The following is a 12,781-nucleotide window of genomic DNA, read 5'->3' on the forward strand; positions in this document are numbered from 1 at the left end:
ATTTCGATATTGGGATTTTTTGCTAACTTCTATTCCTTCAAGTTCTAAAAATCGACATATTCGCTAAATTAGCTATCAGTATTGCAATTAACTGATCCATTTATTTCATTAATGAGCGCTTAATGAATTTTTAAGACAATATTAAGGTGTGATTTGCATCTCGTTTTTATATGGCGCAGAAAATATCTCGGTTGAATGATATTTGGTAACCTAATGAATTTATCAGTTTTTATTTGGCTTTGTGCAGCGAAAAATAATGAGATCGCGATCAAGTTTTAGTGATAACTAAATTTCACGTGATGAATGTCACTTAATGAAATTTGTTTTAATTTGAAATTTAATAACGATTAGTAAAGCTGTTTACAGCCTCGCAGCCGTTAAGCTCCATAGTGTTAACAACAGCTGTTAGCCATTATCTTTTGTGATTTACAATGAAAGCCCAGCGCGAGTTGGATGGGCTTTAATCTGGTGAGCTTAAAACAACTTACTGCCCCAGCCGAGTTTGCTTCGTAACACATGGAAGTAATTATGACCTTTAGGATGGATAAGCCTGAGTTGCTCAGAACTACGGCGCACTATGATTTCATCGCCGGGCAATACAGCTAAATGCACGTGGCCATCGCAGCTTACCTCTAAATTTTCGCCATTTTCAGGGGAAACGACCATCTTAATGGTGCTGCAGGCATCGACCACAATAGGGCGACACGACAAGGTATGCGGAAACATAGGCACTAGGATTAATGCCTGTAGATTGGGAGTGAGGATAGCGCCACCTGCCGACAGGGCATAGGCGGTAGAACCTGTCGGCGTTGAGACTATCATGCCGTCGGCGCGCTGGCTGTACATGAATTGATTGTCTATATAGACTTCAAATTCAATCATATGGGCGATTTTACCCGGGTGCAGCACCGCTTCATTAACGGCGGTATTGCTCGCTTTTAACATGCCATGGCGATAGACCTCGGCCTCGAGTAAAAAGCGGTGCTCGGTATCAAATTCCCCATCGAGCACTTTGGCGAGCGCTTCTTCAAAGGCATCGGGAGGTAAATCCGTTAAAAAGCCCAAGTTGCCACGGTTTACACCAATCACGCCCACATCGAAGCGGGCCAGCACTCTGGCGGCGCCAAGCATATTGCCATCGCCACCCACGACTATGGCTAAATCGCAGCGTGCGCCAATCTCTAATAAATCGACCGCGACGATATTGGTCCCTAACTCGCTGGCAACGCGCTCTTCCACGAGGACTTCATACCCTTGCACCGTCAGCCAGTGGTGCAGACGTTTGAGGGTTTGATTTGTCCCTGGGTGGTGCGGTTTGCCAATCAGGCCAATGGTGTGGAACTTTGTGGTCATATTTATGCTAGATCTGGCCTTAGGCCTTGAAACGTCAAAATTGATCCCCATAATATGCCCAGAGTATTTAGAAACAAAGCATTTTTAGCTGGAGTGAAAATGAGCAACGAGTCGATTAAAGCAGAACAGGATCTGATCCAAGAGGGTGTAGAGTCTGAAGTTTCTACCGAAGAAGCGAGTCTGATTGACGAGCTTACCCAAGCCAATTTCCGTATTGAAGAGCTGGAACAGTTACTCGCTGACGCTTTGGCGAAAGTTGAAGAGCAAAAAGATTCAGTTATCCGTGCTGCTGCCGAAGTAGATAACATTCGTCGCCGCGCTGCGATGGATGTGGAAAAGGCTAACAAATTTGCATTGGAGAAATTTGCCAACGAATTACTGCCAGTGTTAGACAATATGGAACGTGCGCTGCAAGGTACTAATCCACAGGACGAAACCACCAAAGCGCTGTTTGAAGGTGTTGAGCTCACGCAAAAGAGCTTCTTGACCGCCGTGGCTAAGTTTGGGGTAAAACCTATCGATCCACAGGGGCAAGCCTTCAACCCTGACCAACATCAAGCTATTGGTATGCAGCCAAGTGCTGAATTCCCTGCCAATACTGTGATGTTAGTGATGCAGAAGGGTTATGAGCTAAACAGCCGTTTATTGCGTCCAGCCATGGTTATGGTGTCACAGGGCGGCCCTAGCCAAGAATCCGCTTCAATTAATATCGAAGCCTAAGTTAACGCGTCGAGTGTTAAGCGTTAAGTAATAAAAAGGACTGCCGAGGTAGTCCTTTTTATTTGTCTGTTATTTGCCTGCTAATCGCGATTCATCACGCTTTGCATTGTTGCTGGGAGCTTAGCCCCCATCAACACTCAATCGGCAAGAAAGGCATTAATCTGCGCTAACATGCCTTCGGCATCGAGTTGTAAATCATGGGTCACTTCTTCCGGTGAGCCGTGTTTAATAAACTCATCGGGTAGGCCGATTTGTAGCACAGGTTTTGGCATTTTAAGCTTTTGCAGCAGTTCTAATACACCAGAGCCTGCGCCGCCCATAATGGCGTTTTCTTCCACTGTGACTAGCACATCGTGGGTTTGCGCCATCTCTTTGACTAAATCCGCATCTAATGGCTTAACAAAGCGCATATCGACGACGGTGGCATCTAAGCTTTCTGCGGCGGTTAAGGCGGCAGCTAAAGTGGTACCAAAGTTCAGCATGGCGATACGTTTGCCTAAACGCTTAATCACGCCTTTACCGATCGGCAGTGCCGTCATGGCTTCTACCTGAGTCGCGCCAGTGGCGCTGCCCCTTGGATAACGCACCGCGCTCGGGCCTGCATCGTAGCAATAACCGGTATACAGCATCTGGCGACATTCATTTTCATCCGATGGCGCCATGATCACCATATTCGGAATGCAGCGCATAAAGCTTAAATCGAACGCTCCTTGGTGGGTTGGGCCGTCGGCACCGACGATACCGCCACGGTCAATGGCGAACAATACAGGCAAACGCTGTAGTGCCACATCGTGGATCAGCTGGTCATAACCCCGTTGCAGGAAGGTCGAGTAAATGGCGACCACAGGCTTAAAGCCTTCACAGGCAAATCCGGCACCTAAAGTCACCGCATGCTGCTCGGCAATGGCGGCATCGAAATATTGTTTCGGGAAGCGCTGCGAAAATTCCACCATGCCCGAACCTTCACGCATGGCAGGGGTAATGCCTAAGACTTTTTCGTCCTGCGCGGCAATATCACATAACCATTTGCCAAACACTTGGGAGAAGGTTGGCAGTCCCGGCTTAGTGGCTGGCTTTTTAAATTGTGATGGGTCAAATTTAGGTACCGCGTGCCAACCGATAGGGTCTTTTTCGGCAGGCTCATAGCCGCGACCTTTTTTAGTCATGATATGCAGCACTTGTGGACCCTTCAGAGAGCGCATATTGCGCAGGGTTTCCACTAGGGCGTCGACATCGTGGCCATCAATTGGGCCGATATAGTTAAAGCCTAACTCTTCAAACAGGGTGCCAGGCACTACCATACCTTTGAGGTGCTCTTCGGTGCGCTTGGCCATCTCTTTGATGACTGGCATGCCCTTGAGCACTTTCTTACTGTTTTCACGGATCGTGGTGTAGAGGCGGCCCGACATTAGTTGTGCCAAGTGATTGTTGAGCGCGCCGACGTTTTCTGAAATCGACATTTCGTTATCGTTCAGCACCATCAGCATATCGTTGTGCAAATCACCCGCGTGATTCATGGCCTCGAACACCATACCGCCCGTCATGGCGCCATCGCCAATCACGGCGACCACTTTACGGCCTGCCTGTTCTTTTTCGGCGGCAACGGCCATGGCTAATGCGGCACTGATGGATGTGCCAGAGTGACCCACGCTAAAGGTGTCGTATTCACTTTCTTCCCGCCAAGGGAAAGGGTGTAAACCGTTCTTTTGCCTAATGGTATGCATTCTGTCACGGCGACCGGTGAGGATTTTATGGGGATAGGCTTGGTGGCCAACGTCCCAAATCAAACGATCAAACGGGGTGTTATAGACATAATGCAGGGCGACAGTCAGTTCGACCGTGCCGAGTCCAGAGGCAAAATGTCCGCTGGACATGCCAACGGACTTAAGAAGAAACTCCCGTAACTCATCGGCCAATTGAGGTAACAGGGCCTGAGGAAGCTGGCGGAGTTCATTAGGAGTGTTGGCCTGAGCCAACACGGGAAACTGTGAAATGTCCAAACTCATAGCGAGATACTTCGTCTCTTATTATATTCTTCGCTCAATGATATAGCGGGCGAAGTCTGCGATTAACTGGCTATTGTATGGCAATTTAGCCAGCGCTGATAGTGCCTCTTGGATCAGTTGCGCGGCGGTATCTTTGGCGCCTTGCAGTCCAAGTAGTTGCGGAAAAGTACTCTTATTGGACTCGGCATCAGAGCCTTGGGGTTTGCCGAGTTCTTCCGTGGTGGCAATGATGTCCAGAATATCGTCTTGCACTTGGAAGGCAAGTCCTACCGCATGGGCAAATTCCATCATAGTCTGATATTCATCTTTTGGCGCATTTGCGGCGATTAGGGCTAACTCAACGGCGCAGCTGATAAGGGCGCCCGTTTTCATATTATGTAGTTGAGTTAGGGCCTTAAGGTCAATGAGCTTATCGGTAGAGGCTAAGTCAATCGCTTGGCCGCCACACATACCACGATAACCCGAGGCTTTTGCCAGCGCTCTTACCATAGCGATATGCTGCTCGCTGCTGATCCCTGACACAGCTTCGGTAACAATTTCAAAGGCTAAGGTTTGCAGTGCATCCCCAGCAAGAATTGCGGTCGCCTCATCGAAGGCAATATGCACTGTGGGCTGACCACGACGAAGGTCGTCATCGTCCATGGCGGGTAAATCATCATGGATTAACGAATAAGCATGAATACACTCAATGGCGGCGGCGCAGGCGTCGAGTTTTTCTAGCGGCACGCCAAACATTTGCCCCACGCTGTAAACTAGGAAGGGACGGATACGCTTACCGCCTAACAGCGCGCCATGGGTCATGGCGGCTTTCAATTGCGGCGCTGTGTCTTCGAGTGTGCTAAAACGTTGTTTTAATTGGTCATCAACCCGTAGTTGATATTCTTTTATTGCATTGACTAACACGCTTATTCGCCCTCAACGGCATAGGGAGATAGGGGCGCATTTTCATCCTGTTTGAGTAAAATGCCCACTTTTTGCTGAGCTTGCTCGAGTTTTGCTTGGCTGTTACGCACCAGATTGATGCCACGTTCAAATTGTTTTAACGCATCATCCAGAGAGACGTCGCCCTGTTCTAATTCGGCAACGATGCGCTCGAGTTCACCAAGGGATTCTTCAAAACTGAGATTTTCGGGTTTCTTCGCCACGTTAATAATTCCTTTGAAAGAGCGGACACAAGGTATATCAGGGCGACTCAAGGGTCAAATTCAGTCGACGGTTATTTGCTCAATAGCACGCTTTGTTGCTGAATTTTTTTCAGAAAATTGAAATTGTCGCTAAACTTGCTTAGTGCTTGTCCGATAAATGACAATAATAGCATTATGCTTATAATCATCCTTTGACATCATAGAATAAGGCTCAGGTTAAAACCAAAGTGTAACCCGTATGCGGGTGACATTTTGTGTTATTTTGCGAATAGAGTCAGTATCATGTCGTTTATACCGAATATTGAGGAGCCGTTGTGGATTTAGCTACAGTTATAGGACTAGTCGGGGGCTTTGGTTTTATCATTTGGGCTATGGCCACCAGTGGCGGCATTGCAATTTTTATCGACGTGCCCTCTATCTTCATCGTATTTGGTGGTTCCTTCTTCGTCGTCATGATGAAATTCAATCTTAAACAGTTTTTTGGTGCGGTAAAAATTGCCGTCAAAGCCTTTATGTTTAAGATTGATAAGCCTGAAGATCTTATCGAGCAATCTGTCACTATGGCCGATGCCGCCCGTAAAGGCGGATTCCTAGCCCTTGAAGAAGCGCAAATTTCCAACAGTTTTATGCAAAAAGCCGTCGATATGCTGGTAGACGGTCACGATGGTGAAGTGGTGCGTGCCGCACTGGAAAAAGACATCGCCCTCACCGAAGAACGTCACCGCAATGGGATTGCGATTTTCAGGGCCTTTGGTGATGTTGGCCCTGCGATGGGGATGATTGGTACCCTTGTGGGTCTAGTGGCCATGTTATCCAATATGTCAGATCCTAAATCTATTGGTCCCTCCATGGCGGTTGCCTTGTTAACGACGCTGTATGGTGCCGTGGTTGCTAACATGGTGGCTATTCCTATCGCCGATAAACTCACCCTACGTATGGGTGAAGAAATGCTTAACCGTAGCTTGATTATGGATGCGGTGCTGGCGATTCAAGATGGCCAAAACCCGCGGGTGATTGAAGGCTTCTTAAAGAATTATCTTGCTGAAAAACAGCGGAAAATCGATACAACGGACGGAGAGTAGCCCATGGCTAAGTGCAACTGTCCACCCCCCGGAGCACCGCTCTGGTTGGCTACATTTGCCGATTTGATGTCCCTCTTGATGTGTTTCTTCGTGCTGCTGCTGTCATTCTCCGAAATGGATGTGATGAAGTTTAAGCAGATCGCAGGCTCGATGAAGTATGCCTTCGGGGTGCAAAATAAGGTCGAAGTCAAAGACATTCCTAAGGGAACGTCAGTGATTGCATTGGAGTTTCGTCCTGGCCGTCCCGATCCCACGCCGATTGAAATCATTAACCAACAAACCAATGAAATGACCGAACCCGTATTGGATTTTCAAGCGGGCGAAGATGATAGCGCGGGTGGTGTGCAACAGCAAAATGGTTCGCAGCGGGGCGGCGAAGCCTCGGCGACGGCCCAAGAAACGGCGGATGCGGTTAAGGCTGAAGCTGCTGCGGCGCAGGATAAAATCAATCAGCAAGTGAAGAAAATGGCGCAGGAACTCAATAATGAGATCACCGATGGGGCGATCGAAATTGAGTCACTTGGGCAGCAAATTATTATCCGTATCCGCGAGAAAGGCTCATTTGCCTCGGGATCGGGCTTCCTGCAACCAAGGTTTAAGCCTGTAGTGCGCTCGGTGGGTGAGTTGCTAAAAGATGTGCCAGGAATTATTACAGTATCCGGTTACACCGATGATATGCAGATAAGCGATGAGCTATACAGCTCGAACTGGGATCTCTCCAGCAAACGCGCTGTGGCGGTGGCCGATGTGCTGCTGCAAGTGAAGGGCTTCGATCCTAAGCGGATGAAAGTGGTCGGTATGGCGTCGAATAATCCCATCGTGCCCAATGACTCACCTGAAAACCGCGCGCGAAATCGCCGCGTTGAGATTGCGATTGAACAGGGTAAAGCTAAAGAATCCGAAGAAATTCAAGTAGGTAAATAGCTTTTAATCCAAACCTGTAATTCGATAAAAACGCCGTGACTTGCTCACGGCTTTTTTATTTGTGATTTTTTGACTATAAGTTCAACTGTGCATAAGCGCACGCCACGAGCAGCTCGAGTGTGGAAACAGGTGCGCCAATCGCCGTGAGTTTGTTATAATCCGGCGATTATTCTTTTAACCAATTTTGCTGTTTACAAAATTGCCCGCGGAAATCCCATGAAGTTTATTGTAAAGCTGTATCCAGAAATCATGATGAAGAGCAAGCCCGTGCGCATGCGCTTCACCAAAATGCTTGAAACCAACATCCGTAACGTGCTCAAAAAAGTTGATGAAGATGCCAAAGTGCAACGTCAATGGGACCGTATCTGGGTAAAGGTGCCAAATGATAAACCTGAATTAGCTCAGGCCTTTGGTGAGCGTTTAGCCTGTATTCCTGGGATCGCCCATGTGGTGCAAGTGGATGAATACAGCTTTACCTCTGTTGACGATATCTACCAGCAAGTTTTACCCGTATATCGCGACCAAATTGCCGGTAAAACCTTCTGTGTGCGCGTAAAACGCACTGGCTCACACGATTTTAACTCTATTGAAGTCGAGCGTTATGTCGGTGGTGGTTTAAACCAGTTTACCGATGCGATTGGCGTGCGTTTGAAGAACCCAGAAGTGACAGTTAACCTCGAAATCGAGGGCGATAAACTGTATATGGTGACTAAGCGTATCGAAGGCTTAGGCGGCTTCCCTATGGCGACGCAGGAAGATGTGTTGTCTTTGATTTCAGGCGGTTTTGACTCAGGCGTGTCGAGCTACCAATTTATTAAGAAGGGCGCTCGTACCCATTATTGTTTCTTCAACCTCGGTGGCGCGCAGCATGAAATTGGTGTTAAGCAGGTTGCTTACCATTTGTGGAAAACCTATGGTGAATCCCACAAGGTGAAGTTTGTGTCTGTACCGTTCGAGCCTGTGGTGGCCGAGATTTTAGAGAAAATCGACAACGGTCAAATGGGCGTGGTGCTCAAGCGTATGATGATGCGCACCGCGGCGCGTATTGCTGAGCGTATGGGCATTCAGGCGATTGTCACAGGTGAGAGTTTAGGCCAAGTATCGAGCCAAACCTTAACTAACTTGAACGTGATTGACCGCTGCACCGATATGCTGATCCTGCGCCCGCTGATTGCCATGGACAAGCAGGACATCATCAACGAATGTCGCCGTATCGGCACCGAAGATTTTGCTAAATCTATGCCCGAGTATTGCGGCGTGATTTCGCAAAAGCCAACCGTGAAGGCGGTACTGGCTAAGGTTGAGGCCGAAGAGACCAAATTCTCTGAGGACTTGATTGACCGTATCGTTGAGCAGGCTGTTGCCATTGATATCAGGGAGATAGCAGAACAAATGAATACGCGTATCACTGAAACTGAAACCGTTGTTGCTATCGACACCAATGAAGTGGTGATTGATATTCGTGCCCCTGAGGAAGAAGAGAACAAGCCGCTGGAGATTGAAGGCGTGGAAATCAAGCGCATTCCTTTCTTCAAATTAGCGACTCAGTTTGCCGATCTCGATAAGCAGAAGACTTACCTGTTGTACTGCGAGCGTGGTGTGATGAGTAAATTACAGGCGCTATACCTGATTGAGCAAGGTTATCACAATGTTAAGGTTTTCCGCCCTTAAGCGATAGCCAGTAACGCGCATTAATTGGGGCCTCGATGTGCCAATGAGCAGGTAAATTAATACAAAAAAGCCGCATCGGAATGCGGCTTTTATTTTACTGATCAGCAGTGCAATTTATTCGGTCTTGACCACTTGCTGGGCTGGTAACACTTCATCGGCAAGCAATAAGGTAGGATCCTGCAGCGCTTCTTCATGCATTTTTTCCATCGTCGCAGTCAGTTCGGCATTGATGCTTGCCTGTAAATCACTGGTGTCGATGATAATTTCTGCATCGATAACATTTGCGCTGACATTGGCACTGAGTGCGGTGACTAACACTAACGCAAAAGCAGATTTTAAATTGAACATAGTCGCCTCCGGGCTGACAAAGTATTGCTGTCAGACATTCCCATCACCCGTTCGAGATTGTCCAACTCATGTGTTTCGTTGGCGCAAAATTTAATCAAAAATGCTGGCCTTTACAAACGATTAAATGTAACAATACGGATTAGAAAAACTAATTAAAAATTGAGATAGAGATCACTATGTCAAGACGCTTACCACCACTGAATGCGGTTAAAGCATTTGAGGCCGCCGCACGGCATTTGAGCTTTACTCGAGCGGCTGAAGAATTGTTTGTGACTCAGGCTGCGGTGAGTCATCAAATTAAAGCGCTGGAAGATTTTCTCGGATTAAAATTATTTCGCCGAAAGAATCGTTCGCTGCTACTGACCGAAGAAGGCCAGAGCTATTTTCTCGATATTAAAGATATCTTCACCCAACTGGCAGATGCGACCGACAGGCTGCTTGCACGCAGCGCCATTGGTTCGTTGACCGTGAGCATGTCGCCAAGCTTTGCTATTCAGTGGCTGGTGCCGCGCCTGTCCAAGTTTAGTGAAAAAAATCCCGATATTGACGTACGAATTAAGGCGGTAGACACAGAGGCCAGCTCCTTAACCGACGATGTCGACGTTGCCATTTATTATGGTTTAGGCAATTGGCCAGGGCTTCGCGCCGATAAACTCCGTAATGAAGTGCTGATCCCCGTATGTTCGCCCATGCTGTTAAACGGCCCTAAGCCCTTGTCTAAGCCGGAAGATTTAAAACACCACACGCTGCTGCACGATATGAGCCGTCACGATTGGCAGGCCTGGTTTAGACAATGTGGCATTCACGATATCAACGTCAACCAAGGGCCGATTTTTAGCCATTCCTCCCTCGTTTTGCAGGCGGCGGCCCACGGCCAAGGTGTGGCGCTGGGCTATAGCGTACTCGCTCGCCCCGATATAAAGGCGGGTCGACTGGTGTGCCCATTCCAAGAAGTGTTAGTGAGCAAAGATGCCTATTACCTCGTCTGCCAACAGAATCATGCCGAGCTGGGTAAAGTGGTCGCGTTCCGTGAGTGGATGTTAGATATGTTTGCCGAGGAGTCACGCAGTGAGTTGTTGCCCGGATAAGCCCTTGGTCAACGAGGATGTTGCGCCAAGTGCCTATGTGTTAGAAGGCGAGCCCTCAGAGACCTTGATTTTATTTGCTCACGGCGCGGGAGCAAATCGAGATTCAGACTTTATGTGCCAAATGGCCGCAGGTCTTGTCGCAAAGGGTTTTCAAGTGATGCGCTTTAACTTTCCCTACATGCAGGCCAATGCCCTAGATGGTAAAAAGCGCCCGCCTGACAGAGCGCCAAAGCTGCTTGTCTGTTTTAGTGAGATGCTCGATGTGGCGCATGCTCAGCCTAAGGTTAAGCGTGTGGTCTTGATGGGCAAATCCATGGGCGGACGCATGGCGGCGTTACTAGCCTGCGATAGCGCGCAAGCGAGCCGTATCGATAGGGTCATTTGCTTAGGTTATCCCTTTATTCCGCTTAAGGGTGGTGAACCTAGGTTAGAACCCCTAAACGACTGCCAAGTGCCGGTGTTAGTGCTACAGGGTGAGCGGGATAAGTTTGGCACTCAGGCGCAGATCCTAAGTTGGCCACTTAACAGTGATATACAAATTGAATACTTAGCCGATGGGGATCATAGTTTTGTCCCAAGAAAGTCGTCAGGTACGACCGAAGCGGCTAACCTTGCATTGGCTGTTGATTTATCAGCAAAATTTATTGGCTAATGCTTATTCTTGATATGGCCTAAAGCGCTCAGGCGTAACAGCTAGAGCGTCGTCTGTTGTAAAGCCTATTGGTTTTTGGAGGTAAAAATGCGTAAAGGATTGTTGTTACTCGCCGCGGTAAGCGGATTTTTTGCTGTCGCGCTAGGCGCCTTTGGTGCCCATGGACTCAGGGCTGTCGCGCCGCCTGAGCTGATTGATGTGTTTAATCTAGGCGTGCAATATCACTTCTATCATACCTTTGCGCTGATTGCCGTGGCCTTTGCCGGGCAGTGGTTAACCTCACGCTTGCTAGATTGGGCGGCGTACCTGTTTATGGCAGGCATAGTGCTGTTTTCTGGCTCGCTCTACGGTTTAGCACTGGTCGGTAGCAAATGGTTAGGCCCTATTACCCCAATGGGTGGTGGCTGTTTCCTGTTAGGGTGGTTATTGCTGGCCGCGGCCGTATGGCGCCATAAAGTGGTGGATGGCAACGAGTCATAATGCTTGTGTGGCGTAGCCACTGCGCCGTGCGTTCATGCTGCCAATAACACAAAAGCCCGATAGCAAATCGGGCTTTTGTGCATTGAAATTGCTATACTGGCGCCCAAATCGATAGTCGGCCATGTTTATGGCTTGGATTTCTTAAGGATCTCCATGAAAAACCTATTTTTATTTTGCCGTGCAGGTTATGAGAAAGAATGCGCAGCAGAAATCCAACAGCGAGCCGCCGAGCTCAATGTGGGTGGCTTTGTTAAGGCCAACAACAACGATGCCTACGTGGTATATCAATGTTTTGAAGAAGACGGCGGCGATACCTTAGTGAAGCAATTGCCGTTAAATTCGCTGATTTTTGCCCGTCAGATGTTTTCCGCAAGCGAGCTGCTGGCCGATTTACCCGAGTCTGATCGTGTCAGCCCGATTGTGGCGGCGCTCGGTGAGGTGAGTAAAGCGGGTGAGCTGAGGGTTGAAACCCCTGACACCAACGAGGCGAAAGAGCTGTCGGCATTTTGCCGTAAGTTTACCGTGCCTTTGCGCCAGCATTTGAAAAAATCCGGCAGTTTGCTGGCACAGGAAAATCCTAAGCGTCCGATTATCCACGTCTGTTTTATCGGCCCAGGTCGCGCCTACGCAGGTTATTCCTTCAGCAACAACAGCTCACCCTATTTTATGGGGATCCCGCGCCTGAAAATGGCTGCCGATGCGCCGAGTCGCTCAAGCTTGAAACTCGATGAAGCCTTCGCGCAGTTTGTGCCTAAAGAAGAGCAAGAAGTGCGGGTTCGCAGCGGCATGAATGCGGTGGACTTAGGTGCTTGCCCTGGCGGCTGGACCTATCAACTGGTGCGTCGTGGCATGATGGTCTCCGCGGTCGATAATGGCCCGATGAACGAAAAGCTGATGGAAACCGGGCAAGTGAAACATTTTCGCGAGGATGGTTTCCGCTTCGAGCCACAGCGTAAAAACATTTATTGGTTAGTGTGTGACATGGTTGAAAAACCCGCGCGCGTGGCTGAGCTGATCGAAGCTTGGGCCATCAATGGCTGGTTTAAAGAAGCGATTTTCAACCTCAAGCTGCCGATGAAGAGCCGTTATAAAGAAGTGATGGCGATTTTGAATACCATGCAGGAAATCCTCAAGGAAAACGGCATCAACGAATTCCAGTTACAATGTAAGCACTTATACCATGACCGTGATGAAGTGACTGTGCACCTGTGGATTAGACCGAGCCAGGCTTGGAACTAATCAGCGGTTTTTGGCCGTTCTGTTAGTAAGTGAAGCCCCAAGTCATATCAGGGGCTTTTTATTTGGCTGTTCA

The 12,781-nt window shown here is 48.5% G+C and carries 13 protein-coding genes; 8 read left to right on the plus strand and 5 right to left on the minus strand.

The features are described 5' to 3' along the window. Positions 1-474: 474 nt before the first annotated feature. Positions 475-1,353, minus strand: a complete 879-nt coding sequence (gene nadK, locus ACK5NH_RS09725; RefSeq protein ID WP_084789193.1) for an NAD(+) kinase — start codon at positions 1,351-1,353, stop codon at positions 475-477. A 99-nt stretch (positions 1,354-1,452) separates the two neighbouring features. On the opposite strand from nadK, the gene grpE reads away from it, so the two are divergent. Further along, entirely contained in the window at positions 1,453-2,073 is a 621-nt protein-coding gene (gene grpE, locus ACK5NH_RS09730; RefSeq protein ID WP_416919601.1) for a nucleotide exchange factor GrpE, read from the plus strand. A gap of 137 nt (positions 2,074-2,210) precedes the next feature. On the opposite strand, the gene dxs is transcribed toward grpE, so the two are convergent. The 3 genes from dxs to xseB are packed head-to-tail and all read right to left on the minus strand — an operon-like array spanning position 2,211 to position 5,224. Then, entirely contained in the window at positions 2,211-4,079 is a 1,869-nt protein-coding gene (gene dxs, locus ACK5NH_RS09735; RefSeq protein WP_416919603.1) for a 1-deoxy-D-xylulose-5-phosphate synthase, read from the minus strand. 21 nt (positions 4,080-4,100) lie between these two features. After that, positions 4,101-4,982 carry a (2E,6E)-farnesyl diphosphate synthase gene (gene ispA, locus ACK5NH_RS09740; RefSeq protein WP_416919605.1) on the minus strand — a complete coding sequence of 294 codons (882 nt, stop codon included), beginning with the start codon at positions 4,980-4,982 and terminating at the stop codon, positions 4,101-4,103. 2 nt (positions 4,983-4,984) lie between these two features. Next, positions 4,985-5,224, minus strand: a complete 240-nt coding sequence (xseB, locus tag ACK5NH_RS09745; RefSeq protein ID WP_416919607.1) for an exodeoxyribonuclease VII small subunit — start codon at positions 5,222-5,224, stop codon at positions 4,985-4,987. Between the two features lie 314 nt (positions 5,225-5,538). Here xseB and pomA point away from each other — a divergent pair, with 314 nt between their 5' ends. The 3 genes from pomA to thiI all read left to right on the plus strand — a co-directional run bounded on the left by pomA (position 5,539) and on the right by thiI (position 8,901). Further along, positions 5,539-6,306, plus strand: coding sequence for a flagellar motor protein PomA (gene pomA, locus ACK5NH_RS09750; protein ID WP_416919609.1), 768 nt, complete (start codon positions 5,539-5,541; stop codon positions 6,304-6,306). A 3-nt stretch (positions 6,307-6,309) separates the two neighbouring features. Continuing rightward, the gene (locus ACK5NH_RS09755) at positions 6,310-7,230 is read left to right on the plus strand and encodes a flagellar motor protein MotB (protein WP_416919611.1); all 921 of its coding nucleotides are present in this window, start codon (positions 6,310-6,312) and stop codon (positions 7,228-7,230) included. 216 nt (positions 7,231-7,446) lie between these two features. Continuing rightward, positions 7,447-8,901, plus strand: a complete 1,455-nt coding sequence (gene thiI, locus ACK5NH_RS09760) for a tRNA uracil 4-sulfurtransferase ThiI (RefSeq protein WP_416919613.1) — start codon at positions 7,447-7,449, stop codon at positions 8,899-8,901. 114 nt (positions 8,902-9,015) lie between these two features. Here the strand turns inward: thiI and ACK5NH_RS09765 are convergent, their stop codons facing one another. Continuing rightward, positions 9,016-9,249, minus strand: coding sequence for a hypothetical protein (locus ACK5NH_RS09765; RefSeq protein ID WP_416919615.1), 234 nt, complete (start codon positions 9,247-9,249; stop codon positions 9,016-9,018). A 176-nt stretch (positions 9,250-9,425) separates the two neighbouring features. On the opposite strand from ACK5NH_RS09765, the gene ACK5NH_RS09770 reads away from it, so the two are divergent. From ACK5NH_RS09770 to rlmM, 4 genes are all read left to right on the plus strand, one after another. Continuing rightward, on the plus strand, positions 9,426-10,337 hold the full coding sequence (locus tag ACK5NH_RS09770; RefSeq protein ID WP_023268106.1) for a transcriptional regulator GcvA: 912 nt from the start codon (positions 9,426-9,428) through the stop codon (positions 10,335-10,337). After that, entirely contained in the window at positions 10,318-10,989 is a 672-nt protein-coding gene (locus tag ACK5NH_RS09775) for an alpha/beta fold hydrolase (protein WP_416919618.1), read from the plus strand. Before ACK5NH_RS09770 ends, ACK5NH_RS09775 begins: the two co-directional genes overlap by 20 nt. Before the next feature lie 87 nt (positions 10,990-11,076). Further along, positions 11,077-11,469: a DUF423 domain-containing protein gene (locus tag ACK5NH_RS09780; RefSeq protein ID WP_416919620.1), complete on the plus strand. Its 393-nt coding sequence runs from the start codon at positions 11,077-11,079 to the stop codon at positions 11,467-11,469. Positions 11,470-11,622: 153 nt separating this feature from the next. Then, entirely contained in the window at positions 11,623-12,708 is a 1,086-nt protein-coding gene (rlmM, locus tag ACK5NH_RS09785) for a 23S rRNA (cytidine(2498)-2'-O)-methyltransferase RlmM (RefSeq protein WP_416919622.1), read from the plus strand. Positions 12,709-12,781: the final 73 nt, after the last annotated feature.

Source organism: Shewanella sp. (assembly GCF_047975355.1).
Lineage (GTDB): Bacteria > Pseudomonadota > Gammaproteobacteria > Enterobacterales > Shewanellaceae > Shewanella.

Bases quoted from the DNA above. Each gene is read 5' to 3' on its own strand.
- nadK (WP_084789193.1), bottom strand. From the start codon at position 1,353: ATGACCACAAAGTTCCACACCATTGGCCTGATTGGCAAACCGCACCAC.
- grpE (WP_416919601.1), top strand. From the start codon at position 1,453: ATGAGCAACGAGTCGATTAAAGCAGAACAGGATCTGATCCAAGAGGGT.
- dxs (WP_416919603.1), bottom strand. From the start codon at position 4,079: ATGAGTTTGGACATTTCACAGTTTCCCGTGTTGGCTCAGGCCAACACT.
- ACK5NH_RS09755 (WP_416919611.1), top strand. From the start codon at position 6,310: ATGGCTAAGTGCAACTGTCCACCCCCCGGAGCACCGCTCTGGTTGGCT.
- thiI (WP_416919613.1), top strand. From the start codon at position 7,447: ATGAAGTTTATTGTAAAGCTGTATCCAGAAATCATGATGAAGAGCAAG.
- ACK5NH_RS09765 (WP_416919615.1), bottom strand. From the start codon at position 9,249: ATGTTCAATTTAAAATCTGCTTTTGCGTTAGTGTTAGTCACCGCACTC.
- ACK5NH_RS09770 (WP_023268106.1), top strand. From the start codon at position 9,426: ATGTCAAGACGCTTACCACCACTGAATGCGGTTAAAGCATTTGAGGCC.
- ACK5NH_RS09780 (WP_416919620.1), top strand. From the start codon at position 11,077: ATGCGTAAAGGATTGTTGTTACTCGCCGCGGTAAGCGGATTTTTTGCT.
- rlmM (WP_416919622.1), top strand. From the start codon at position 11,623: ATGAAAAACCTATTTTTATTTTGCCGTGCAGGTTATGAGAAAGAATGC.